The sequence below is a fragment of the Streptomyces sp. SID5643 genome, from assembly GCF_009872555.1.
GTDB classification, from domain to species: domain Bacteria; phylum Actinomycetota; class Actinomycetes; order Streptomycetales; family Streptomycetaceae; genus Streptomyces; species Streptomyces iakyrus.
The window spans coordinates 17,226-40,142 of sequence record NZ_WWIC01000369.1; the positions used below are offsets into that span (position 1 = coordinate 17,226).

The following is a 22,917-nucleotide window of genomic DNA, read 5'->3' on the forward strand; positions in this document are numbered from 1 at the left end:
CGCGCTCCCCGCACGCCCCCATTTCGCCACGCCACGCACTCGCGGCGCCACCCAGCGTAACTTTCACGGTCCCCCGGCTGTTGCGCTTGGCATGTTCGGCGCCCCTCACCCCGTGACCGCGTCCGCATCCCGGCTCCTTCCGCTCCCCCGCCGTCCGCTCGACGCGGCCGGCGCGAGCGGTCAGGTCCGGCGGTGGTACGAGAACGAACTGGGGTGGCCGACGGTGCCCGGCGATCCGCTGCGGCTGGCGGTGGGGGTGCGTTACGACGTCCTGGACGTCCCCGCGGAGGCGGGCCACGCGGCGCTGCGGCGCCTGGCGCCGGGCTCTCCCGTCGCCCTGGACGGCGACCGGGTGCTGTTCCTGGTGGCCGCGGGCAGCGCGGCGGAGCTTCCCGGGCTGCTGGAGTGGCTGGACTGGGGGTCCCTGCCGCTGGATCTCGGGGCCATCGGGACGGGCGGTGTCATGGCGGCGCCGTCGCGCCCGGTGCCCCGCGAGGAGGGGGACGGACCGCTCAGGGGCGCGTCACCGCCGCCCGGCCGCCCGGGCCGGGCCGGTTCCCAGGGGGCCGCCGTGTGGCTGCGGCCCCCCGAGCCGGGATGCGAGGTCGAGGCCTCGCTGCCGACGCTGTCGGCGCTGGGGGGCGGTGGGAACGCCCCCGGTCTCGTGCGGCTGGTGAACACGGTGGCCACCCAGTGCCACCGGGTCCGGCTGCGGCGTGCGGGCGCCCAGCCACCGGCCTTGCCTGCGCAGGGTCGGCAGTGCCGCTGATCAGCCGTTGGCCTTCTCGTAAGCCTCGCGGATGGTCGCGGGAACACGGCCGCGGTCGTTGACCTCGTAGCCGTTCTCCTTCGCCCAGGCGCGGATCGCCGCGGTGTCCTGGCTGCCGCCCGAAGCGGCGCGCGCCTTTCCGCGCCCGCCCGAAGCACGGCCTCCGGTACGACGACCGCCCTTCACGTAAGGATCGAGAAGGCCACGGAGCTTGTCCGCATTGGCAGTGGTGAGATCGATCTCGTACGTCTTGCCGTCCAGCGCGAACGTCACGGTCTCGTCCGCCTCGCCACCGTCGAGGTCGTCGACAAGAAGGACCTGAACCTTCTGTGCCACCGGATTTCCTTTCATCGATATCTTCAAGGGCCGGGGGAGTGCCGGCGTCCGCCGTATCGCCGTCCCCTGTTATATGCAGTACTGCAGTACCTCGGAAAGCAAACCGCTTTTGCCGGGAAAACACAAACCCCCGGCAGAGACCGGCAGCCCGGACTCGGTCCGGAAACGTGCGCGTTTCGGACATAGGGCACCGGGGCAGGGGCGGGCGTCGCGGAATATGCCTTGACGAACCGGCCGGACGCTCTTGCGGCCCTCTTGCGGCCGACGATCACAGATGCAGAAGCATCCGGCTGTTGCCCAAGGTGTTCGGTTTCACTCGTTCGAGTCCGAGGAACTCCGCGACACCCTCGTCATAGGAACGCAGCAGCTCCGCGTAGACATCCGTGTCGACGGGCGTCTCGCCGATCTCCACGAAGCCGTGCTTGGTGAAGAAGTCGACTTCGAAGGTCAGGCAGAAAACACGGCGAACGCCGAGCCAGCGGGCGGTCTGCAGCAACTTCTCCAGCACCCGGTGCCCGACGCCCGCCCCCTTCAGGCCGGGCTTCACCGCGAGAGTGCGGACTTCCGCGAGGTCTTCCCACATCACGTGCAGCGCACCGCAGCCGACGACCTCGGCGTTGTCGTCCCGTTCCGCGACCCAGAACTCCTGGATGTCCTCGTAAAGCGTCACCGTCGCTTTGTCGAGCAGGATGCCGCCGCGGACGTAGGCGTCAAGGAGGCGGCGCACGGCCGGGACATCGCTGGTGCGGGCCCGCCGGACGGTGATGGCTTTTGCGGTGACTTCGGGGCTCTTCGCGGACATGACCGGACGCTATCGCCCGCCGTCGTCCTGAGCGGAGGCGGGGTTCTCCGGGAGCCCTTGCGGGGGTTCCGTTCGTTCGGCCGGTTCTGCGGATTCCGACGGTTCGGTCGGTTCCTGGGTTTCCGGGCCCTGGACGATGCGTACGGCATCGCTGAGCGAACGGCGCTGTTCCTCGCTCATCATGCCGAAGAAGGCGACGAGAGCGGCTGCGGGGTTGTCGCTCTGCGACCAGGCGTCGTTCATCAGGGCGGCTGCGTAGGCGGCGCGGGTGGAGACGGCCTCATATCGATAGGCGCGGCCTTCCGCCTCGCGGCGCACCCAGCCCTTCTGATGGAGATTGTCCAAAACGGTCATCACGGTGGTGTACGCGATGGACCGCTCCTTCTGAAGATCTTCCAGGACTTCTCGAACGGTCACCGGGCGGTTCCACTTCCACACCCGCGACATGACCGCGTCTTCGAGTTCTCCCAATGGGCGAGGCACGCTCAGAACAATAGTGGGAGATCCCGGCTATGGCGTGGCGGACGTGCGCTTCACCGGCGAACGGGAACAAAAAGGGCGTACGACTCGAAAGTGCGGGCGCCGCGAGGTGCGGGTCCGCCGAGTCGTACGCCCTCGGAGGGAGTGGGATCAGGCGTCGGCCTTCGGGGGTGCCGCGGTGGGCCGGGCACCCTCGACGCGCGCGAGGGCGGCGTCCACCGCCGCGTCCTCCTTGGCCTTGTTGGCGCCGCCCTGTGTCTTCACGATCACCCGGATCACGCCGATGAAGAAGACGGCCATGACGGCCGGGGGCAGGAGCGCGGAGACGTAGTCCATGGATCCAGGGTAGCCACGTCAGCCCGCGGCGAGCTGCTGGGGGTTGGCCGGGGGCGGCGGTGCCGGCTTGCGGCGCGGGAAGACCTCACCCGGGGTGGGGATCGGGCGGGAGGGCTTCGGGGTGCCCGGGGCCGGGGCGGGCTTGGGCGCCGGCGGCTTGCGTACGGGCTTCTTCTCGGGCTGCTTCTCCGGGCCGTCCCCCGCGGAGTCGCCGGCAGAGGCGCGGCGGCCTCCGGGGAGCGCCAGCAGGCGGGTGCGGGAGCCGGGGACGGTGACCGCGGGGAGAGGGGCGGGCGTGAGGGGGGTGACGGTGCAGCGGTCCAGGAGGGCCGCGGCGGCGGGGTTGCCGCGCAGGGCGCGCAGGGCCGCGAGGTCGTCGGTCAGGGGGCGGTAACCGGCACCCAGTGCTTCGTCCAGGAGCGCGAGGTAGCCGGCGGTGGTGCCGGGGAGGGCGGCGCGGTACCGGCCCAGGTCGGCCACGAGGAAGGCGCGCAGCCTGGCCCCTTCCCGCAGCGCCTCGTCGAGCGACTCTGCGAGACGGAGACAGTCCTGGACGTCGTCGGCCGAGGCAGGGGTGGGGTGGAGGGCAAGGGCGAGAGCGCGGCGGAGCACACGCAGCTCCTCCGCGCCGAACGCCAGACCGCCGCGGGATCCGTATGGCGTGGGCATGCTGCGACGATACGCGCTAATCAGACAAATCTCGCATAGGGGACGGGTGTGGCGTGGGGGACCACTCGTCCCGCCCAGAGCGTCACGGACGCGACCGCCGACACCTTCGAACGGATGTGCGCATTCCCCGCCGTGGACCGCGCGCGGCCGGACCCGGCGCGCCGGACACGTCCTCCCCTGCCCGGGGCCGGACGCAGGACAGCGACCTGGTCCTCGCCGCCCGCCCCCGCCCGCCCCGGCAGACCCCGGCAGACCCCTTCGAACGGATGCGCGCATTCCCCGCCGTGGACCGCGCGCGGCCGGACCCGGCGCGCCGGACACGTCCTCCCCTGCCCGGGGCCGGACGCAGGACAGCGACCTGGTCCTCGCCGCACGCCCCCGCCCGCCCCCGGCAGACCCCTTCGAACGGATACGCTCACTCGCTGCCCTGGACCGCGCGCGGCCGGACCCCGCGGCCCGACGCGCCGGACCCCGACGCCGGACACGTCCTCGTCCGCCGGGGGCGGCCTGGTCCTCGCCACGCACGCTGCCCCCCGGCAGGCCTCACATGCGTGACACGTTCCGCTCGTAGACCAGCCGCAGTCCGATCAGCGTCAGCCACGGTTCGTGCTCGTCGATCACCGACGACTCGCCCAGGACCATCGGCGCCAGACCGCCCGTCGCGATGACGGTGACGTCGTCGGCGTCCTGTGACAGCTCGCGGGCCATGCGGTTGACCACGCCGTCGACCTGGCCGGCGAAGCCGTAGATGATGCCCGACTGCATCGCCTCGACCGTGTTCTTGCCGATGACGCTGCGCGGCCGGGCCACCTCGATCTTGCGGAGCTGGGCGCCGCGGACGCCGAGGGCCTCGACGGAGATCTCGATGCCGGGGGCGATGACCCCGCCGACGTACTCGCCGCGCGCGCTGACCGCGTCGAACGTCGTCGCCGTGCCGAAGTCGACGACGATCGCGGGGCCGCCGTAGAGCTCGACGGCGGCGACCGCGTTGATGATGCGGTCCGCGCCGACCTCCTTGGGGTTGTCGGTCAGGATCGGGACGCCCGTCTTGACGCCCGGCTCCACGAGGACCGCCGGGACGTCGCCGTAGTAGCGGCGCGTCACCTCGCGGAGTTCGTGCAGGACCGAGGGAACGGTGGCGCAGATGGCGATGCCGTCGATGCCGTCGCCCAGTTCGTCGCCGAGGAGCGGGTGCATGCCCATCAGGCCCTGGAGGAGGACCGCCAGCTCGTCGGCCGTGCGGCGCGCGTCGGTGGAGATGCGCCAGTGTTCGACGATCTCGTCGCCGTCGAACAGGCCGAGCACGGTGTGGGTGTTTCCTACGTCGATCGTCAGCAGCATGGCCCGTACCCGCTCCCTACTCCGCCGGCCGCAGGTCGAGGCCGATGTCCAGGATCGGCGAGGAGTGGGTGAGGGCCCCCACGGCCAGGTAGTCGACGCCCGTGTCCGCGTACGCCTTGGCGTTGTCGAGGGTGAGGCGGCCCGAGGCCTCCAGGGCGGCGCGGCCCTGGACGATCGCGACGGCCTCCGCGCACTCGCCCGGCGTGAAGTTGTCCAGCAGGATCAGGTCGGCGCCGGCGTCCAGGACCTCGCGGAGCTGGTCCAGGGTGTCGACCTCGACCTCGATGGGGACGTCGGGGAAGCGTTCGCGGACCGCCTGGAAGGCCTGGGCGACGCCGCCCGCCGCGACCACGTGGTTGTCCTTGACGAGCGCCGCGTCCGAGAGGGACATGCGGTGGTTGACGCCGCCGCCGCAGCGGACCGCGTACTTCTCCAGGGAGCGCAGGCCCGGGGTGGTCTTCCTGGTGTCACGGACCTTGGCCCTGGTGCCGTCCAGGACGTCCGCCCACGCGCGTGTGGCCGTCGCGACGCCCGACAGGCGGCACAGGATGTTCAGCGCGCTGCGCTCGGCCGTGAGGAGGTCGCGGGTGCGGGTGGTGACGGACAGGAGCTTCTGCCCCGCTTCGACGCGGTCGCCGTCCTCGGCGTGGCGCTCGATCTCCAGCTCCTCCTCGCAGACCACCGAGATGACCGCCTCGGCGACGCGCAGCCCGGCCACGGTGCCGGCCTCGCGGGCGGTGAAGTCGGCCGTGGCCACCGCGTCCTCGGGGATGGTCGCCACCGTCGTCACGTCCACGCCGTGGGCCAGGTCCTCCTGGAGGGCGACGTTGGCGATGTCCTCGACCTCGACGGGGTCGAGGCCGGCGTCGGCCAGGAGCTGGGCGAGTGCGGGGTCCAGGCCGCACTCCAGGTACGCCTCGCCGTCCGCGCCGCAGGCGCAGCCGTCCGAGCAGCCTCCGGAGGAGGCGAGGGGAAGGTCGGGGGTGCTCACGTCGGTCACTGCTCCTGGGGGGCCTGGGGCGGGAAAGTCGTCGGGGGGAAGTCTGTGGTGTCCGTGGTGTGCACGGCCAGCGTGCGGTCCGGGTTCAGGGTCACGACGATGTGCCGGCGCCAGGCGCTGTCGTCGCGCTCGGGGCGGTCCTCGCGCCAGTGGCAGCCCCGGGTCTCCTCGCGCAGCAGGGCGGCGGCGACCAGGACGCGGGCCACGTACAGGAGGTTGGTGGCCTCCCAGGTGTCGACGCCGGCCTCGGCCGTCTTGCCGTTCTCGGCGAGGGCCTCCCTGGCGTCGGTGTGCAGGCGCTGGAGCTGGTCGGCGGCCTTGGTGAGGGAGCCCGCCGAGCGCAGGACGCCCGCCCCGCCCGTCATGATCCGCTGGATCGTGAAGCGGGCTTCGGCGGTCTGGAGGGGGTGCTCGGGGATCTCCGGATGCGGGACCGGCTGGGGCACGCGTGCGTGCAGGCCGTTCGCCGCGATGTCGGCCGCGATGCGCTCGGCGTAGACGAGGCCTTCGAGCAGGGAGTTGGAGGCCAGGCGGTTGGCGCCGTGCACGCCGGTGCAGGCCACCTCGCCGCACGCGTACAGGCCGGGCACGGTCGTACGGCCGTGGGAGTCCGTGCGGACCCCGCCGGAGGCGTAGTGGGCGGCCGGGGCGACCGGGATGGGGGCGGTGACCGGGTCGATGCCGTGGGCGCGGCAGGCGGCGAGGATCGTCGGGAACCGGTGCTCCCACATCTCGGCGCCGAAGTGCCGGGCGTCGAGGTACATGTGCTCGGCGTCCTGCTCCTGCATGCGGCGCATGATGCCCTTGGCGACGATGTCGCGGGGGGCCAGTTCGGCGAGTTCGTGCTGTCCGGCCATGAAGCGCACGCCGTCGGCGTCGATCAGGTGGGCGCCCTCGCCGCGCACGGCCTCGGAGACCAGGGGCTGCTGGCCCTCCGCGTCCGGGCCCAGGAAGAGCACGGTCGGGTGGAACTGGACGAACTCCAGGTCGCTGACCTCCGCGCCGGCCCGCAGCGCGAGCGCCACGCCGTCGCCCGTCGACACCGACGGGTTGGTGGTGGCGGAGAAGACCTGGCCCATGCCGCCGGTCGCGAGGACCACCGCGGGGGCGTGGACGGCTCCGACGCCGTCGTGCTGGCCCTCCCCCATGACGTGCAGGGTGACACCGGCGGTGCGGCCCTCGGCGTCCGTGAGGAGGTCCAGGACGAGCGCGTTCTCGACGGTGCGCACGCCCCGCGCGCGGACGGCCTCGACCAGGGCGCGGGAGATCTCGGCGCCGGTGGCGTCGCCGCCGGCGTGGGCGATGCGGCGGCGGTGGTGGCCGCCCTCGCGGGTCAGCGCCAGCTCGCCCTCGGACTCGTCGAACCGGGCGCCGGTCTCGATGAGGCGGCGCACGGCGTCGGGGCCCTCGGTGACGAGGAGGCGGACCGCTTCCTCGTCGCACAGGCCCGCGCCCGCGACCAGGGTGTCGTCGAGGTGCTGCTCGGGGGTGTCGCCCTCGCCGAGGGCCGCGGCGATGCCGCCCTGGGCCCAGCGGGTGGAGCCGTCGTCGAGACGGGCCTTGGTGACGACGACCGTCCGCAGACCGGCGGCCTCACAGCGCAGGGCCGCGGTCAGCCCGGCGACGCCGGAGCCGACGACGACCACGTCCGCGGCGATGGACCACCCGGCGGCGGGCGCGTGCAGTCGTATGCCTGTGGCGGTCACGAGGCGGCTCCGAAGCTTGTGAAGGTGAGGGGGACGTTGTCGATCAGCCGGGTCGCCCCGACCCGGGCGGCGACGGCGAGGACCGCGTCACCCGTGAAGTCGTCCCCGATCTCCGTGAAGTCGGACGGGTCGACCAGGGCGAGGTAGTCCAGCGCGAGCGGCGGGTCCAGACGCGCGGCCTCGTCGAGGACCTGGCGGGCGGCGGCGCGGACGGCCGCCGGGCCGCCCGGGACGGCCGTCGCCACGGCGTGCGTGTCGGCCGCCGCGCGGGACTCCCCTATGGCGCTGAGCGCTTCGGCACGCGCGCGCGTGGCGGGCACTTCGCGCGCCCGGGCCCGCAGCGCCTCCTGGGCCGCGTGCCGGTCCTGGCCCGCGAACAGGGCCCCGGACAGGGCGAGGGCGGTGCGCCGCTCCGCGGCCGACAGGTAGCGGTTGCGGCTGGACAGGGCCAGGCCGTCCTCTTCGCGGACGGTGGGCACGCCGACGATCTCCACGCCGAAGTTCAGATCCCGCACCATGCGGCGGATCAGCGCGAGCTGCTGGGCGTCCTTCTGGCCGTACAGGGCGAGGTCGGGGCGGGTGAGGTGCAGGAGTTTGGCGACGACGGTGAGCATGCCGTCGAAGTGGCCGGGGCGGGAGGAGCCCTCCAGGCGCTCGCCCATGGGGCCGGCGGTGATGCGGACCTCGGGCTCCCCGCCGGGGTAGACCTCCTCCACGGAGGGCGCGAACACGACGTCCGCGCCCGACTGTCCGGCGAGCTCGACGTCGGCGTCCAGGGTCCGCGGGTAGCGGTCGAGGTCCTCGCCCTCGCCGAACTGGAGCGGGTTGACGAAGACGGTGACGACGACCTCGCCGTCCGGCCCGGCGATGCCGCGCGCGGTGCGGATCAGTGTGGCGTGGCCCTCGTGCAGCGCGCCCATGGTCATCACCACGGCGCGGCGGCCCGCCCGCGCGCGTGCGTGCAGTTCCTTCGCGGTGCGCAGCAGGGTGGTGGTCATCGGGCGTCCCCTTCGGTGCCGTCGGTCCCGTGGGCGAGTACCCCGAGGAGGTCCTCGGCGAGTTCCGGCTTCAGCAGGCCGTGGGCCAGGGCCCGGTCGGCGGTCGCGCGGGCCATCGCCAGGTAGCCGGCGACGGTCTGCGGGGCGTGCCGGCGCAGCTCGGTGACGTGCGCGGCGACCGTGCCCGCGTCCCCGCGCGCGACCGGGCCGGTGAGGGCCGCGTCGCCGGAGCGCAGGGCGTTGTCCAGGGCCGCGCCGAGCAGCGGGCCGAGCATCCGGTCGGGGGCCGCGACGCCGGCGGCGCTCAGCAGCTCCATGGACTGGGCGACCAGCGTGACCAGGTGGTTGGCCCCGAGGGCGAGCGCCGCGTGGTAGAGCGGCCGGTTCTCCTCGGCGATCCACTCCGGCTCGCCGCCCATCTCGATGACGAGGGCCTCGGCGGCCAGGCGCAGCTCCTCGGGCGCGGTGACGCCGAAGGAGCAGCCGGCCAGCCGCTGGACGTCCACGGGTGTGCCCGTGAAGGTCATCGCGGGGTGCAGGGCGAGCGGCAGGGCGCCCGCGCGCAGGGCGGGGTCGAGGACCCGCGCGCCGTAGCGTCCGGAGGTGTGGACGAGGAGCTGTCCCGGCCGGACGGACCCGGTGTCGGCGAGGCCGGTGACCAGGCCGGGCAGCGCGTCGTCGGGAACGGTCAGCAGCACCAGGTCGGACCGCTGGAGCACCTCGGCGGGCGGCATCACCGGCACGTCGGGCAGCAGTTGCCCGGCGCGGCGCCGGGAGGCCTCCGAGACGGCGGAGACGGCGACCGGGCGGTGCCCGGCGAGCTGGAGGGACGCCGCCAGCGCGGGACCCACGCGGCCGGCGCCGACGACGCCGACGGTGAGCCGCGCGGGGCGGTCCTTGGGGTCTGGCTGTGGGGTTGTGTTCACTCGACGGCGGCCTTCCCGTTCCAGTCCGCTCCGGGTACCGGACGATTTCTCGTCATGTTAACGCGATCGGTTCGGAGGGCGTCCGGTCGTCCACAGGCTGTGCATGCCCGTGCGGCACCCCCGGGACGGCCCACGGAAATGCGGATGCCCGGCGCCGCCCGCGCGCGGGAGGATCCGGCACATGACCGATACGGCGGAACACGACGACCCGGTGACGGACGAGGGCAGGGGCGCGGGGCTGCGCGAGCGGCGGCTGGCCGCCCATCACGGGGCCCGGCGCGTGTTCGCGCGCTTCGGCTTCCAGCAGACCCTCCGGGAGCGCCTGGCGGTGCTGGCGGAGGCGGAAGGCGTCCACGACCTGGACCAACTGTCCGACGTGTACGGCGACGGCGTCGTCGAGGCGCTGGAGACGAAGGTCGCCGGGCTGCTCGGCACCGAGGCCGCCGCGTTCTTCCCGACGGGCACGATGGCCCAGCAGGTGACCCTGCGCTGCTGGGCGGGCCGCACCGGGAACCCGGCCGTCGCCCTGCACGCGCTCAGCCATCCCGAGGTGCACGAGCGCAACGCGTTCAGCGAGGTCGGGGGCCTGCGCCCGCTGCGGCTGACGAGCGAGCCGCGGCTTCCGACGGCGGCAGAGGTACGCGACTTCGAGGAGCCCTTCGGGGCGCTGATGCTGGAACTGCCCCTCAGGGACGCCGGTTTCGTCCTGCCCACGTGGGAGGAGCTCACCGAGGTCGTCCGGGCCGCGCGGGACCGGGACGCGGTGGTGCACTTCGACGGGGCCCGGCTCTGGGAGTCCACCGTCCACTTCGGCCGGCCCCTGGAGGAGATCGCGGGCCTGGCCGACAGCGTCTACGTGTCGTTCTACAAGTCCCTCGAAGCGTTCGGCGGCGCGGCGCTGGCCGGCCCCAAGGAACTCGTCGAGGAGGCGAAGGCCTGGCGGCACCGGTACGGCGGGATGGTCTTCCAGCAGTTCCCGACGGTGCTGTCGGCGCTCATGGGGCTGGACCGGGAACTGCCCCGGCTGCCGGAGTACGTGCTCCACGCGCGCGTGGTGGCCGCCGCCCTGCGCGAGGGGTTCGCGGCGGCCGGGGTGCCGTGGGCGCGCGTGCACCCGGAGGTGCCGCACACCCACGACTTCCAGGTGTGGCTGCCGTACGAGCCGGAGGTCCTCGGGGAGGCCTCGGTGCGGGTGGCCGAGGAGACGGGGGTCATGCTGTTCGGCAGCGCCTGGGACCGGGGCGGGCCCGGGCTGGCGCTGACGGAGGTGCATGTGCGGTCCGCCGGGCTGGAGTGGACCGCCGAGGACGTGAAGGCGGCGGTGGCGGAGTTCGTGGCCCGGCTGCCGGAGCAGGTCAGGTAGGGCGCCGCCGCCACCGGCCCAGGACGTCCCGGAGCCCGCCGCGGGCCGGGCGGGAGCGCCGCTCCCGTACGGCCCGCCCGTCGTGCGTGCCCGGCGCGGGCGGGACGGGCTCACCCAGGGAGCGGGCGCGGTGGGCGTCGAGGAGGTGCTGCTGCGTGATGCTCATGGTGAATCGCCTCTGCGGGACGGGGTGATGGAGGTCCGAAGGCTCCGCGGCTGCCCCGGTGGTCCCACCGTGCGCCCGCGCCGCGTGCGGCGTCGCACCGATTGACGGGGCCCGTCAATCGGCGGGGGCGTTGTCGGTGGCCGGGTGCACCATGAGGGCATGAGCGTGCACATCGACATCGCGGGGCTGCGGCCGGAGCAGGCCGCCGTGGTGCCCTCGCCCCTGGCCGAACTCGGCATGGCGCTGCACGCGTTGTCCGAACCGGCTCACCACCCGGGCCTTCAGGGCTGGGTGACGGGCGTGACGGCCCGGCTCGACCCGCATCTGGCCGACCGCATGTGCGAGGCGGACTTCCTGTGGCGGACGACGTTCTCGGACCTGTTCCTGCCCTGGGCGGGCCTGCCGGACCGGCGCACGCTCCCGGGCGCCACCCTCGCCGAGGAACTGGACCAGCTCGACAAGCTGTCCGACGAGCAGTTCGTGGACGCGGCCATGGAGTTCAGCTGTGGCACCTGCTACGGCGACACCGGACCGACGACGCTGTCCGACCCTCGGACGCGCCGCCGGGCCCTGGAGCTGGCCGCCGCGCGCGGACCGCGGCAACTGCACTTCGGTCAGCGGCTGCTGGCCGACCCGCCCCGGATCCGGGCCTGGCTGCGGCAGTTCCTCCGGGACTGCGACGAGGCGTTCTTCGCGGAGGCCTGGTCCCGGCTGCGCCACCAGCTCGCGGCGGACGCCCGGCACAAGACGGACCTGCTGCGGCGCAAGGGCCTGGCCGAGGCGCTGGCCGCGGTGTCCCCGGCGATCACGCTCGACGCGGAGGCCGCCCGGATCACGGTCGACAAGCTGGGCGACGGCCGTACGGCCACGGGCGACGGCGGCCTGCTGCTGATCCCGACCAGCCTCGGCTGGCCGCACCTGATGGTCCTGCACCGGCACGGCTGGCAGCCGGTGCTGCACTACCCGGTCGGCTCCCCGGAGCTCGCGGCACCGCAGACGCTCGAACAGCTGGCCATGCGGATGACGGCGCTGTCCCACCCGGTCCGGATGCGCATGTGCCGCCATCTGGCCCGCAGCGCGCACACCACCAGCGAGCTGGCGCAGGTGCACGGCATGACGGCCCCGGAGATATCCCGCCACCTGGCCGTGCTGAAGAAGGCGGGCCTGATCACCACCCGCCGCCGCGGCCGCTACGTCCTGCACCAGCTGGACGTGACGGTGGTGGCCCGGCTCGGCAGCGAGTTCCTGGAGGGGATCCTCAGGTAGCCGGCAGCCGGTGGCGGATCAGCCGTGCCCGCCGGCCCGCACCAGCCCCGTCTCGTAGGCCAGCACCACGACCTGCACCCGGTCCCGGAGCCCGAGCTTGGTCAGGATGCGGCCCACGTGCGTCTTCACCGTCGCCTCCGACAGCACCAGGCGCGCCGCGATCTCGCCGTTGGACAGGCCCTGCGCGACCAGCACCATGACCTCGCGCTCCCGCTCGGTGAGCCGCTCCAGCTCCTTGTGCTGCGGCTGCTGGGTGCCCGGCAGCATCGGTGCGAAGCGGTCCAGCAGGCGCCGGGTGGTGGAGGGCGCCACGACCGCGTCGCCGCTGTGCACGGCCCTGATCGCGGCCAGGAGCTCCGCCGGGGGCACGTCCTTGAGCATGAAGCCGGAGGCGCCCGCCTTCAGCCCCGAGAAGGCGTACTCGTCGAGGTCGAAAGTGGTCAGGATGAGCACCTTCGGCGGGTCGGTGTCCGCGCAGATCCGGCGGGTCGTCTCCACCCCGTCGAGCTTCGGCATGCGGACGTCCATCAGCACCACGTCGACCTCGGTCGTCCGCAGTTCCTGGAGGGCCTCGACGCCGTCGCCCGCCTCCGCCACGACCTCCATGTCCGGCTGGGCGGCGAGCACCATCCGGAACCCGGTGCGCAGCAGCACCTGGTCGTCGACGAGCATCACACGGATCGTCATCGGGCCTCTTCCCTAGGGGGTCGTTACAGGTGTCAGTGAGGGGCGTGTGCCGGCGTCAGTGCGCGGGTTTGAGCGGCAGCAGGGCACTGATGCGGAATCCTCCGCCCGGGCGCGGGCCCGCGTCCAGGGTGCCGCCGACCATACCGACCCGCTCGCGCATGCCGATCAGACCGTGGCCCTGGCCGTCGAACCCGCCCTCCTCGTACAGCTCGTGCGGGGCGCCCTTGCCGTCGTCCTCGACGAGCAGGCCGAGGCCGTCGTCGAAGTAGACCAGGCGGACGCTCGCGCCCGCGTTGGGGCCGCCGTGCTTGCGGGTGTTGGTGAGCGCCTCCTGCACGATGCGGTAGGCGGTGAGCTCGACGCCGCTGGGCAGCGGGCGGGGCGTGCCCTCGACCTTGAAGTCGACGGGCAGTCCGGAGGTGCGGCACTGCTCGACGAGGTCCTCGATCTGCTCCACGTCGGGCTGTGGCACGTACTCGCCGGCCTCCTGGTGCTCGCCGGTGCGCAGCACGCCGAGCAGGCGGCGCATCTCGGCGAGGGCCTGGCGGCCGGTGGAGGAGATGGTCTCCAGGGCCTTCTTCGCCTGGTCGGGCGCGGCGTCGAGGACGTAGGCGGCGCCGTCCGCCTGGACCACCATCACCGAGACGTTGTGCGCGACGACGTCGTGCAACTCGCGTGCGATCCGGGCCCGTTCGGCGGCGACGGCGACCTTGGACTGCGCCTCGCGCTCCTTCTCCAGGCGGGCGGCCCGCTCCTCCAGCTGCGCGAAGTAGGCGCGGCGGGTGCGGATGGAGTCGCCGAGCACCCAGGCGAGGGCGAAGGGGACGGTCTGGAGGACCGCCAGGGCGATGTCTCCCGCGACCCCCGTCTGCTCGCTCGACCAGCGCAGCTGCGCCAGGGGGGCCGCGCACAGGCCGGCGACCAGCGCGAAGCGCGAGGCCCAGCGGGCGCCTTCCACCGCGACCGTGTAGACGATCACCAGCATGGCGAAGTCGGCGGGCAGGACCGCGATGTCGGTGACCAGCTGTGCCACGCCCACCGCGGCCGCCAGCAGCAGCATCTTCTCCGGCATCCGGCGGCGCAGCGCGACCACGAGGCTCAGCAGCAGCGTGATCGGGACGACAGCGGCCCACGGGCCGATCCGCTCGCCCGCCACCCCGCCCAGCACCGAAATCCCGAGGAGGACCACGGCCCAGAAGCCGTCGACCCACATCGGGTGCCTGCGGAGGAAGTCATAGAGGCGCTGCACGTAACCCAGCGTAGGGAAGCGCGATAGGTGCAGGGGTCAACCGGAGGACCGATCCGCATCGGGCGTACGTACTCCGCAAGGTGGAGTTGCGTTCGTTGTGTCCGCATAGCCTGGCCCGGTGACGGCAGGGACGAGGCAAGAGTGGCGCGGGTGGCGCGGGTGGCGTGCGGCGGCGCAGGACGCCCTGTACGCGCCGGGGGGCTTCTACCGGCGCGCGGAGGGACCGGCCGCGCATTTCCGGACGTCCGTGCACGCGTCGCCGCTGTTCGCCGGGGCCGTGGCACGGCTGCTGTGCCGGGTCGACGAGGCGCTGGGGCGGCCCGCGGCGCTGGACTTCGTCGACATGGCGGCCGGACGGGGCGAGCTGACGGGCGCCGTGCTCGCCGCGCTGCCCGCGGAGGTGGCGGCCCGCACGCGCGCGTACGCCGTCGACATCGCCGGGCGGCCGGCCGGGCTCGATCACCGGATCGAGTGGCTGGCCGAGCCCCCGCAGGGCACGACGGGGCTGCTGTTCGCCAACGAGTGGCTGGACAACGTGCCCGTGGAGGTCGCCGAGGTGGACGCCGCGGGCGTCGCGCGACGGGTGCTGGTCCGCCGGGACGGCACCGAGCGGCTCGGGGATCCGGTGGACGGAGCGCAGGCCCGGTGGCTTCAGCGGTGGTGGCCGCTGCCGGGCGAGGAGGGACGGCGGGCCGAGATCGGCCTGCCCCGGGACGAGGCGTGGGCCGCGGCGGTCGCGACGCTCGGGCGAGGGCTCGCCGTCGCCGCGGACTACGCGCACACGGCGGATGCCCGGCCCCCGTTCGGGACGCTGACCGGCTTCCGCGAGGGCCGCGAGACGACACCGGTACCGGACGGCTCCTGCGACATCACCGCGCACGTCGCCCTGGACGCGTGCGCGCTGCCCGGCGGGCGCGTACTGCCCCAGCGCGAGGCGCTGCGCACCCTGGGCGTGACCGGCGCGCGCCCCCCGCTCACGCTGGCCTCCACCGACCCCGCCGCCTACGTACGCGCCCTCGCGAGCGCTGGTGAGGCCGCCGAGCTCACCGCGACGGGCGGGCTGGGCGACTTCGGCTGGCTGGTGCAGCCCGTCGGCGTCGAGGACCCCCTTTAGAGGACCTTTTGGGCGCTACTTGTCGATGTCCCCGACCACGAAGAACATCGACCCCAGGATCGCCACCATGTCCGCGACCAGCGTCCCCGGCAGCAGCTCCGTCAGCGCCTGGATGTTGTTGTACGACGCCGAGCGCAGCTTCAGCCGGTACGGGGTCTTCTCGCCCTTGCTGACGAGGTAGTAGCCGTTGATGCCGAGGGGGTTCTCGGTCCACGCGTACGTATGGCCCTCGGGTGCCTTGAGAACCTTCGGGAGGCGCTGGTTGACCGGCCCGGGCGGCAGCTCGGCGAGCCGGTCGAGGCAGGCGTCGGCCAGGTCCAGCGCGTTGTGCGTCTGCTCCAGGAGGCACTCGAAGCGGGCGAGGCAGTCGCCCTCCTGGCGGGTGACCACCTTCAGCGTGTCCTGGAGGTCGCCGTAGGCGAGGTACGGCTCGTCGCGGCGCAGGTCGAAGTCGACGCCCGAGGCGCGGCCGATCGGCCCGCTGACCCCGTAGGCGTGCACGGCCTCCGGAGTGAGGACACCGACGTTCCTCGTGCGGCCGCGGAAGATCTCGTTGCCGAGCACCAGGTCGTCGAAGCGGTCCATGCGGGAGCGCACGTCGGCGACGGCGGTGCGCGCCCGGGCGGTCCACCCGGCCGGCAGGTCCTCCTTGAGGCCGCCCACCCGGTTGAACATGTAGTGCATCCGCCCGCCGGAGATCTCCTCCATGACGTGCTGGAGCTCCTCGCGCTCCCGGAAGGCGTAGAAGATCGGGGTGATCCCGCCGAGTTCCAGCGGGTACGAGCCGAGGAACATCAGGTGGTTGAGCACCCGGTTCAGCTCGGCGAGCAGCGTGCGCAGCCACACCGCGCGCTCGGGGACCTCCATGCCGAGCATCCGCTCCACGGCCAGGACCACGCCCAGCTCGTTGGAGAACGCCGACAGCCAGTCGTGGCGGTTGGCAAGCATGATGATCTGGCGGTAGTCGCGCGCCTCGAACAGCTTCTCCGCGCCGCGGTGCATGTAACCGATCACCGGCTCGGCGTGCTTGATGCGCTCGCCGTCCAGGACGAGCTTCAGCCGCAGCACGCCGTGGGTGGACGGGTGTTGCGGCCCAATGTTGAGCACCATGTCGGTGCTCTCCGCGGCGCCGCCGATTCCGACCATGGTCTCCGTCGTAGGAGTCATGGACACAGTCTCCCCTACGTACGCTGGCCCCATGGATACGGGGAGTCCGCAGGACACGGGACCGGACGCGGCGCAGGGAACGGTCGGGGCGGCCGGGGCGGCCGGGGGCGAGCCGGTGTGGATCGCGCTGCCGCCCGGACTGCTGAAGATGCGGCGGCTGCTGCTGGTGGTGTGGCTCGGGCTGATCACCCTGGCCGCCGGGCTGCTGCCGGGGCTGCTGGCCGGGCCCGCCTGGGCCGCCTTCGCGCTGCCGCCGCTGGCGCTGCTGGTCTGGGGGTGGGTGATGACCGAGCGCAACTGGCGTTCCTGGCGGTACGCCGAGCGGGCCGACGACCTGCTGATCAGCCGTGGCGTGCTGTGGCGCGAGGAGACGGTCGTGCCGTACGGGCGGATGCAGCTGGTCGAGGTCACCTCCGGGCCTGTCGAGCGGCACTTCGGGCTGGCCAGCGTGCAGCTGCACACGGCCGCCGCGGCGACCGACGCGACCATCCCCGGCCTGGACCCGGCCGAGGCGGAGCGGCTGCGCGACCGGCTCACCGAGCTGGGCGAAGCCCGGTCGGCGGGGCTGTGACGGCGCCCGGGGCCGCCGAGGCCTCCGAGGCCGCCGCAGAAGTGACCGAGCGGCGGCTGCACCCCGTCACCCCGCTGCGCCGCGCCTGGGCTCCGGTCGCCGTGCTGATCGGCTGGGCCGTGCACGACCCGGACGGCGCGCAGCGCCATCTGACCCGGCTGACCACGACCACCCTGCTGATCGGGCTGGCCGTGCTCGTCCCGGCCGCCGCCCTCTACGGCTTCTGCTCCTGGTGGTTCACGCACTTCGCGGTGACCGAGACCGAACTGCGCATCCGTACCGGGCTGGTCTTCCGGCGCACCGCGCACATCCGGCTGGAGCGGATCCAGGCCGTCGACGTCACCCAGCCGCTGCTGGCCCGGGTCGCGGGCGTCGCCAAGCTGAAACTCGACGTCATAGGTACCGACAAGAAGGACGAACTGGCCTTCCTCGGCGCGGACGAGGCGCGGACACTGCGGGCCGAGCTGCTCGCCCGGGCGGCCGGTTTCGCACCCGAGACCGCGCACGAGGTCGGCGAGGCCCCCTCCCGCCGGCTGCTGCGGGTGCCACCCGGCGTCCTCGCCCTGTCGCTGGTGCTGACGGGCGCGACCTGGATGTCGCTGGCCGCGGCGCTCGTCGTCCCGCCGGTGCTGTGGCTGGTCACCCACAGCCTGTGGACGGTCCTCGCGGTCGCCCTGCCGCTGCTGGGCACGGCGGGTGCGAGCAGCGTCGGGCGGTTCGTCGCCGAGTACGACTGGACGCTCGCCGAGTCGCCCGACGGGCTGCGTATCGACCACGGACTGCTGGACCGGTCCCACGAGACGGTGCCGCCGGGACGCGTCCAGACCGTGCGGATCGTGGAACCGCTGCTGTGGCGGCGGCGCGGCTGGGTCCGCGTCGAACTGGATGTCGCGGGCTCGTCCAACTCCGTGCTGGTGCCGGTCGCTCCGCGCGAGATCGCCGAGGACGTCGTCGCGCGGGTGCTGCCCGGGGTGAGCGTGCCGGGCCCCGCGGACCTGTCACCGGCGCCGCGCGGTGCCCGCTGGTGCGTGCCGCTGTGGTGGCGCGGGTACGGACTCGCCGTCACGGACGCCGTGTTCGCGTCCCGGTCCGGGCTGCTGCGGCGGAGCCTGGCGCTCGTGCCGCACGCCAAGGTGCAGAGCGTACGGATGACGCAGGGGCCGTGGGAACGGGCCCGGGGCCTCGCCGACGTGTGTGTGGACACGGGCGCGAACAAGACGGTGCGGGCCCGGCTGCGGGACACGGCCGAGGCGCGCGAACTGCTGGCGGCGCAGGCGGAACGGTCCCGCACGGGGCGCCGGGACGCGCGGCCGGACCGCTGGATGGCATGACCGCGCACGGGCGCTGGGCCCCTCGGCCGTAGCCGAGGGGCCCAGCGTCGGAAGAGGCGTCAGGAGACCGCGCTGCGCAGCCCCTGCACGTCGATCTGCTCCGTCTCGTCGTGCGCCGTCAGGTCGATGACCTGGCCGATGCCGCGCGACTCCTCGTCGGCCGGCTTGTAGCGGGCCTCGGTCTCGGCCTTGTGCAGGGCGAGCGCCTCCTGGCCGACGACATCGGCGAGGTCCTCGTTCTGCACGGCTTCCAGGGCCGCCCGCGAGGTGCCCGCCTTCGTGCCGAAGAAGTCGAACCCGCCGCCGGCCTGCGGACGCCGCACCGGCGACTGCGGCGGGACGGCCACGGCGGTCGGCACGGTGTAGTGGCCGGAGCGCCGGCCCGCGGGCTGCCCGGCCCGCGCGGGCTCCGGGAGCCGGTCGCTCCCGCCGGCCGGCACGGCGGCACCGCCGCCCGCCGCGGACGTCCCGGCGGTCGTGCGCTCGTGCCCGTCGTCCGCCTCGGACTGCCGCTGCGCCTCGTCCTCCGGCACCTGCTCCCGCTGCTCCGCCTGTCCCTGCTGCGACTCTTCCTGCTCCGGCTGTTCCTGCTCCGGTGCGGGCTCCGCGTCCTCGTCCTTCGGGACGCCGTCGCCGTCGCCGCCGCCGTCCGGGTCCGGGACCGGCACCGTCTCGCCGTCGAGCCGGGCGAGTGCGGCCGCGGCCCGCAGGAACAGCCGGGAACCCTCGGGCGAGAACACGGCGGGAACCGCGGGCTCTTCCTCGACGGCGGGAGCGGCAGGCGTCCCGTCCGCGTCCGGTGCCGTGTCCGGCGCTCCCGCCGGCAGCGCGGCCCGTACCGGGGCCGTCGCCTCTATCTCCAGCATCCGGCGGTCTTCGAGGACGCTCGCGCGATCGGCCTCCGCCGTGGCGTACCGGCGCAGCAGCGCGGCGTGCTCGTTGCGCAGACCGGCCAGTTCGGTGCGCTTGGAGCGCAACCGCTGCTCCAGCTTCGCGCGCAGCTCGCGCGACTCCTCCAGGTCGGCCTCCAGTTCGGCGACGCGCTCCTCGAAGCGCCACTCGTCGCTCGCACGCGCGCGCGTGAGGTCGGCGACGCGCTTGCCCGCCTGGGTGTCCCAACGGCGCAGCACGACCGCGCCGATGACCGCCGTCGCCGCGGCGGCCGCGGCCAGACCGCGGAGCACCATCGGCTCCGTGAACACCCAGGGCCCCAACGCGCAGACGAGGGAGACGCCTGCGATCGCCGACGGGGGCAGCATCCTGTGAAGGGGCGGGGAATGACGGTGACGTCCACGTGGCATGGCCAGAAACTTACCGCGCGTAGGCGAATCATGGTGACCCACCCCGCAAAAACAAAACCACACCGAAACGTTCACACGGCATCGGAACGAGGGAAGAACCGGAATCGACCGCTCGATCAATTCCCAAGATCATTTTCCCGTCCGGCCAGCCGCCCGCTCATCCACTCCAGCGCCGCCGGAATCTCGCGCCGCCAGGTGTTGAAGTTGTGCCCGCCGCTTTCCAGGACGATCGACGAGATCCCCGTCCGCCGGGTGTCCTTCACCCGCTCTATGAACCTCAGCGTGCCCCGGTAGTTGGTCTCGCCCCGCTTGCTGCTGCTGACCAGCAGGGACGTGTCGGGAGCGGGCATGTGCGCGAGACACCACCACAGATCGGCGCGATTGCGCAGCGCCTTGTCACCCTGGAAGAGATCGCCCGTCGTGGCGTCGATCGGCGCCTTGTAGTAAGCGGACAGGCCCGCTCCGGCGGCATACACATCGGGATGGTGCAGCGCGATCTTCAACGCGCAGTAGCCGCCGGTGGAGTTGCCGATGATGCCCAGACCGCCCGCCTTTTCGGCGACCCTGTAGTGCGAGCGCAACGCGTCGGGGAGGTCCTTCGCGAAGAACGACTCGGTCTGCGGCCCGCCCGGGATGTCGACGCACTCCGTGTCCCGGGGCGGCGCCACCGTGGGCCGCAGCATCACGAGAATCATCGGCTCCGCCCGGCCGTCCCGGGCGAGTTCCAGAGCCGTACGCGGATACTGGAGCTTCTCCACCAGCGCGGACGCCGTGCCCGGATAGCCGGTCAGCACCACGGCCGCCGGGAACCTGTGGGTGCGGTACCGCGACTGGAAGTACTCCGGCGGCAGATAGACGTACGCGGGCGTGGCGATCCGGGTCGTACGGCCCACGATCTCGACCTGCTGGACCCGGCCGCCGGCCCGGGGCGGCACACCGCCCGCCCCCGGCACCGCGCGCGAGCCGGTCACCTCCAGCGGACCGCCGCCCGGCGTGTGGTCGACGACCACGCCCTGGTCCTTCTCCTGCCCGAACAGGTCCGCCCAGCTCGCGTAGAAGCCGAAGGCCTGGTTGGCGGCGAGGCCCACCGCGGCGAACAGCGCCAGCTGCGTGCCCAGCAGCAGGCCGATACGCCCGCCCACGGCACGCCAGCCGCTCCGCGCCAGCCGTGGCCACAGCCAGACCGTGCCGGCGAACAGCAGCACGGCGGACAACACCGCCAGCACCAGCACCTTGTTGCTCGTCAGACCCATGGGTTGGTTACCTGTCCGCACACTCTGGCCGGGCCCGCCCCCGAGCACACCTTCGCAAGGGCTTGTCCCGGACTTTCCTCGGCCTTTGAAACGCCTTTGACGCGGGGAGTGAACCTCTCTCCCCGAGACACCGTCCTAGAGGGCGCAATGTCGCCGGATGCCCGAATCGGGCCCGGATCCAAGGTCTCTCGCAGAACTACGGGATGCGATGTCTGTCAGGACAGATGACGAAATATCGGGTGAGGTTCCGACCCGCGCCGACGATACGGCCCACCCGGGCCGGGTGAGCCGGATACTGCGCGGGCCGCGCCCCGAGGCCGTCCCCGTCCTCGTCGGCAGAGCCTGCGCCCTGGTGGGCGTCCTGGACATCGGCGCGGGCGTCTTCCCCCGCTTCCGGCACAGCCGGATGCACGCCATCGCCGAGGTACTGCCCGGCGCGCTCGGCCCGTTCGCCGCCGCCCTGTCCCTCAGCACCGGCGTGCTGTTGCTGCTGCTCGCCCACGGCCTCAAGCGCGGCAAGCGCAGGGCCTGGCGGGCCGCCGTGGCACTCCTGCCCGCCGGCGCCGTCGCCCAGTTCACCTACCGGCACTCGCTCGTGGGCATGCTGATCTCCCTGGCCCTGCTGGCACCCCTGCTGCGCCACCGGGACCAGTTCAACGCGCTGCCCGACCCGCGCAGCCGCTGGCGGGCCCTCGCCAACTTCGTCCTGATGAGCGCCGGTTCGCTCCTGCTCGGGCTGCTCATCGTCAGCGTCCACAGCGATCGCATCGTCGGCGACCCCAGCCTCGCCGACCGCATCACCCACGTCATCTACGGCCTGTTCGGCTTCGAGGGGCCGGTCGACTACCAGGGCAACACCTCCTGGACCGTCGCCTTCTCCCTCGGCGCCCTCGGCCTGCTCACCGCCGTCACCACCATCTATCTGGCCTTCCGCCCCGAACACCCCGCCGCACGGCTCACCGAGGAGGACGAGGTCCGGCTGCGCGCCCTGCTCGACAAGCACGGGCGCCGCGACTCCCTCGGCCACTTCGCCCTGCGCCGCGACAAGGCCGTCGTCTTCTCCCCCAGCGGCAAGGCGGCCGTCACCTACCGCGTCGTCTCCGGTGTGATGCTCGCCAGCGGCGACCCGATCGGCGACGTCGAGGCCTGGCCCGGCGCCATCGAACGGTTCATGGACGAGGCCAGGGCCCACTCCTGGACCCCCGCCGTCATGGGCTGCTCCGAGACCGGCGGCGAGGTGTGGACCCGCGAGACCGGGCTCGACGCCCTCGAACTGGGCGACGAGGCGGTGGTGGACGTCGCGGATTTCTCCCTCGCCGGCCGCGCGATGCGCAACGTGCGCCAGATGGTCAAGCGCATCGAGCGCGCCGGTTACGAAACCCGGGTACGACGTGTCCGTGACCTCGGCGAAGCCGAACTGGAGCGGATCCGGCAAGCCGCCGACGACTGGCGCGGCACCGACACCGAACGGGGCTTCTCCATGGCCCTGGGCCGCGTCGGCGACCCCGCCGACGGCGACTGCCTCATCGCCACCGCCCACAAGCAGGACGACCACCCCGGCCCCTACGGCGATCTGAAGGCGATCCTGCACTTCGTGCCCTGGGGCCCCGACGGCGTCTCCCTGGACCTGATGCGCCGCGACCGCTCGGCCGACCCCGGCATGAACGAACTGCTCATCGTGGCCGCCCTCCAGGCCGCCCCCCACCTGGGCGTCGCACGCGTCTCCCTCAACTTCGCCATGTTCCGCGCCGCGCTCGCCCGCGGCGAGAAGATCGGCGCCGGCCCCGTGCTGCGCGCCTGGCGCGGACTGCTGGTCTTCCTCTCCCGCTGGTTCCAGATCGAGTCCCTGTACAAGTTCAACGCCAAGTTCCAGCCGCGCTGGGAGCCGCGCTTCGTCGTCTACCGGGCCTCCGCCGACCTGCCCCGCATCGGCTTCGCCGCCATGCAGGCCGAGGGCTTCGTCACCCTCGCCCTGCCTATGCCGCCCCTCCTGCGCCGACGGCGCCCGGCGACCCGCCGCCCGTGCGCCCACGGCGCGACGGCGGAACGGAACGTCCGGGCGGCGTGACCGGCCCGGGCCGCGGCG

23 protein-coding genes are annotated in these 22,917 nt (G+C 73.3%); 7 read left to right on the forward strand and 16 right to left on the reverse strand.

The annotated features are described in order from the left end of the window. The first annotated feature begins 91 nt into the window (after positions 1-91). Entirely contained in the window at positions 92-769 is a 678-nt protein-coding gene (locus GTY56_RS39320; protein ID WP_161370036.1) for an SCO3374 family protein, read from the forward strand. On the opposite strand, the gene GTY56_RS39325 is transcribed toward GTY56_RS39320, so the two are convergent. The 10 genes from GTY56_RS39325 to GTY56_RS39370 form a co-directional block, all read right to left on the reverse strand. Next, a complete protein-coding gene (locus GTY56_RS39325) occupies positions 770-1,105 on the reverse strand; it encodes an Lsr2 dimerization domain-containing protein (protein ID WP_161370037.1) in 336 nt (111 codons plus the stop codon). A gap of 268 nt (positions 1,106-1,373) precedes the next feature. Beyond that, complete coding sequence (locus GTY56_RS39330) at positions 1,374-1,907, reverse strand: amino-acid N-acetyltransferase (RefSeq protein WP_161370038.1); 534 nt, start codon at positions 1,905-1,907, stop codon at positions 1,374-1,376. Positions 1,908-1,916: 9 nt separating this feature from the next. Beyond that, positions 1,917-2,354, reverse strand: coding sequence for a BlaI/MecI/CopY family transcriptional regulator (locus GTY56_RS39335; protein ID WP_202511355.1), 438 nt, complete (start codon positions 2,352-2,354; stop codon positions 1,917-1,919). 183 nt (positions 2,355-2,537) lie between these two features. Next, positions 2,538-2,723, reverse strand: coding sequence for a hypothetical protein (locus GTY56_RS39340; RefSeq protein ID WP_161370040.1), 186 nt, complete (start codon positions 2,721-2,723; stop codon positions 2,538-2,540). Positions 2,724-2,741: 18 nt separating this feature from the next. Then, on the reverse strand, positions 2,742-3,392 hold the full coding sequence (locus tag GTY56_RS39345) for a hypothetical protein (RefSeq protein ID WP_202511347.1): 651 nt from the start codon (positions 3,390-3,392) through the stop codon (positions 2,742-2,744). Between the two features lie 543 nt (positions 3,393-3,935). Continuing rightward, a complete protein-coding gene (locus tag GTY56_RS39350) occupies positions 3,936-4,733 on the reverse strand; it encodes a type III pantothenate kinase (RefSeq protein ID WP_033310333.1) in 798 nt (265 codons plus the stop codon). Positions 4,734-4,749: 16 nt separating this feature from the next. Next, positions 4,750-5,724: a carboxylating nicotinate-nucleotide diphosphorylase gene (nadC, locus tag GTY56_RS39355; RefSeq protein WP_161370041.1), complete on the reverse strand. Its 975-nt coding sequence runs from the start codon at positions 5,722-5,724 to the stop codon at positions 4,750-4,752. Between the two features lie 5 nt (positions 5,725-5,729). After that, entirely contained in the window at positions 5,730-7,439 is a 1,710-nt protein-coding gene (locus GTY56_RS39360) for an L-aspartate oxidase (protein WP_161370042.1), read from the reverse strand. Continuing rightward, a complete protein-coding gene (gene panC / locus GTY56_RS39365) occupies positions 7,436-8,437 on the reverse strand; it encodes a pantoate--beta-alanine ligase (protein ID WP_161370043.1) in 1,002 nt (333 codons plus the stop codon). The genes GTY56_RS39360 and panC overlap by 4 nt, the downstream gene beginning before the upstream one ends. Next, positions 8,434-9,363: a DUF2520 domain-containing protein gene (locus GTY56_RS39370; RefSeq protein WP_161370044.1), complete on the reverse strand. Its 930-nt coding sequence runs from the start codon at positions 9,361-9,363 to the stop codon at positions 8,434-8,436. The genes panC and GTY56_RS39370 overlap by 4 nt, the downstream gene beginning before the upstream one ends. A 181-nt stretch (positions 9,364-9,544) precedes the next feature. Here GTY56_RS39370 and GTY56_RS39375 point away from each other — a divergent pair, with 181 nt between their 5' ends. Beyond that, positions 9,545-10,726 carry a threonine aldolase family protein gene (locus tag GTY56_RS39375; protein WP_161370045.1) on the forward strand — a complete coding sequence of 394 codons (1,182 nt, stop codon included), beginning with the start codon at positions 9,545-9,547 and terminating at the stop codon, positions 10,724-10,726. Here GTY56_RS39375 and GTY56_RS39380 read toward each other — a convergent pair. Next, positions 10,719-10,892, reverse strand: a complete 174-nt coding sequence (locus GTY56_RS39380) for a hypothetical protein (RefSeq protein ID WP_161370046.1) — start codon at positions 10,890-10,892, stop codon at positions 10,719-10,721. The two genes, GTY56_RS39375 and GTY56_RS39380, sit on opposite strands and share 8 nt — an antisense overlap. 159 nt (positions 10,893-11,051) lie before the next feature. Here GTY56_RS39380 and GTY56_RS39385 point away from each other — a divergent pair, with 159 nt between their 5' ends. Beyond that, the gene (locus GTY56_RS39385) at positions 11,052-12,158 is read left to right on the forward strand and encodes a DUF5937 family protein (protein ID WP_161370047.1); all 1,107 of its coding nucleotides are present in this window, start codon (positions 11,052-11,054) and stop codon (positions 12,156-12,158) included. Between the two features lie 18 nt (positions 12,159-12,176). On the opposite strand, the gene GTY56_RS39390 is transcribed toward GTY56_RS39385, so the two are convergent. Beyond that, positions 12,177-12,845: a response regulator gene (locus GTY56_RS39390; protein ID WP_161370048.1), complete on the reverse strand. Its 669-nt coding sequence runs from the start codon at positions 12,843-12,845 to the stop codon at positions 12,177-12,179. A 55-nt stretch (positions 12,846-12,900) separates the two neighbouring features. Beyond that, a complete protein-coding gene (locus GTY56_RS39395; RefSeq protein WP_161370049.1) occupies positions 12,901-14,094 on the reverse strand; it encodes a DUF7134 domain-containing protein in 1,194 nt (397 codons plus the stop codon). A 118-nt stretch (positions 14,095-14,212) separates the two neighbouring features. On the opposite strand from GTY56_RS39395, the gene GTY56_RS39400 reads away from it, so the two are divergent. Beyond that, positions 14,213-15,208: an SAM-dependent methyltransferase gene (locus GTY56_RS39400; RefSeq protein WP_161370050.1), complete on the forward strand. Its 996-nt coding sequence runs from the start codon at positions 14,213-14,215 to the stop codon at positions 15,206-15,208. Positions 15,209-15,223: 15 nt separating this feature from the next. On the opposite strand, the gene GTY56_RS39405 is transcribed toward GTY56_RS39400, so the two are convergent. Further along, positions 15,224-16,375, reverse strand: coding sequence for an NADH-quinone oxidoreductase subunit D (locus GTY56_RS39405; protein WP_161370051.1), 1,152 nt, complete (start codon positions 16,373-16,375; stop codon positions 15,224-15,226). Between the two features lie 31 nt (positions 16,376-16,406). Between GTY56_RS39405 and GTY56_RS39410 the strand changes: the two genes are divergently transcribed. Beyond that, the gene (locus GTY56_RS39410) at positions 16,407-16,946 is read left to right on the forward strand and encodes a PH domain-containing protein (RefSeq protein ID WP_161370052.1); all 540 of its coding nucleotides are present in this window, start codon (positions 16,407-16,409) and stop codon (positions 16,944-16,946) included. Beyond that, entirely contained in the window at positions 16,943-18,277 is a 1,335-nt protein-coding gene (locus tag GTY56_RS39415; protein WP_161370053.1) for a PH domain-containing protein, read from the forward strand. The genes GTY56_RS39410 and GTY56_RS39415 overlap by 4 nt, the downstream gene beginning before the upstream one ends. 59 nt (positions 18,278-18,336) lie before the next feature. Here the strand turns inward: GTY56_RS39415 and GTY56_RS39420 are convergent, their stop codons facing one another. Beyond that, entirely contained in the window at positions 18,337-19,536 is a 1,200-nt protein-coding gene (locus GTY56_RS39420) for a hypothetical protein (protein ID WP_202511348.1), read from the reverse strand. A gap of 158 nt (positions 19,537-19,694) precedes the next feature. Next, positions 19,695-20,831, reverse strand: a complete 1,137-nt coding sequence (locus GTY56_RS39425; RefSeq protein WP_161370055.1) for an alpha/beta hydrolase — start codon at positions 20,829-20,831, stop codon at positions 19,695-19,697. A 232-nt stretch (positions 20,832-21,063) separates the two neighbouring features. On the opposite strand from GTY56_RS39425, the gene GTY56_RS39430 reads away from it, so the two are divergent. Continuing rightward, on the forward strand, positions 21,064-22,899 hold the full coding sequence (locus GTY56_RS39430; RefSeq protein ID WP_161370103.1) for a phosphatidylglycerol lysyltransferase domain-containing protein: 1,836 nt from the start codon (positions 21,064-21,066) through the stop codon (positions 22,897-22,899). Positions 22,900-22,917: the final 18 nt, after the last annotated feature.

What these genes read in the sequence shown, in the direction of transcription:
- GTY56_RS39320 (WP_161370036.1), top strand. Translation starts at nt 92, where the DNA reads ATGTTCGGCGCCCCTCACCCCGTGACCGCGTCCGCATCCCGGCTCCTT.
- GTY56_RS39330 (WP_161370038.1), bottom strand. Translation starts at nt 1,907, where the DNA reads ATGTCCGCGAAGAGCCCCGAAGTCACCGCAAAAGCCATCACCGTCCGG.
- GTY56_RS39335 (WP_202511355.1), bottom strand. Translation starts at nt 2,354, where the DNA reads ATGTCGCGGGTGTGGAAGTGGAACCGCCCGGTGACCGTTCGAGAAGTC.
- GTY56_RS39340 (WP_161370040.1), bottom strand. Translation starts at nt 2,723, where the DNA reads ATGGACTACGTCTCCGCGCTCCTGCCCCCGGCCGTCATGGCCGTCTTC.
- GTY56_RS39345 (WP_202511347.1), bottom strand. Translation starts at nt 3,392, where the DNA reads ATGCCCACGCCATACGGATCCCGCGGCGGTCTGGCGTTCGGCGCGGAG.
- GTY56_RS39350 (WP_033310333.1), bottom strand. Translation starts at nt 4,733, where the DNA reads ATGCTGCTGACGATCGACGTAGGAAACACCCACACCGTGCTCGGCCTG.
- panC (WP_161370043.1), bottom strand. Translation starts at nt 8,437, where the DNA reads ATGACCACCACCCTGCTGCGCACCGCGAAGGAACTGCACGCACGCGCG.
- GTY56_RS39375 (WP_161370045.1), top strand. Translation starts at nt 9,545, where the DNA reads ATGACCGATACGGCGGAACACGACGACCCGGTGACGGACGAGGGCAGG.
- GTY56_RS39380 (WP_161370046.1), bottom strand. Translation starts at nt 10,892, where the DNA reads ATGAGCATCACGCAGCAGCACCTCCTCGACGCCCACCGCGCCCGCTCC.
- GTY56_RS39385 (WP_161370047.1), top strand. Translation starts at nt 11,052, where the DNA reads ATGAGCGTGCACATCGACATCGCGGGGCTGCGGCCGGAGCAGGCCGCC.
- GTY56_RS39390 (WP_161370048.1), bottom strand. Translation starts at nt 12,845, where the DNA reads ATGACGATCCGTGTGATGCTCGTCGACGACCAGGTGCTGCTGCGCACC.
- GTY56_RS39405 (WP_161370051.1), bottom strand. Translation starts at nt 16,375, where the DNA reads ATGACTCCTACGACGGAGACCATGGTCGGAATCGGCGGCGCCGCGGAG.
- GTY56_RS39410 (WP_161370052.1), top strand. Translation starts at nt 16,407, where the DNA reads ATGGATACGGGGAGTCCGCAGGACACGGGACCGGACGCGGCGCAGGGA.
- GTY56_RS39420 (WP_202511348.1), bottom strand. Translation starts at nt 19,536, where the DNA reads ATGCTGCCCCCGTCGGCGATCGCAGGCGTCTCCCTCGTCTGCGCGTTG.
- GTY56_RS39425 (WP_161370055.1), bottom strand. Translation starts at nt 20,831, where the DNA reads ATGGGTCTGACGAGCAACAAGGTGCTGGTGCTGGCGGTGTTGTCCGCC.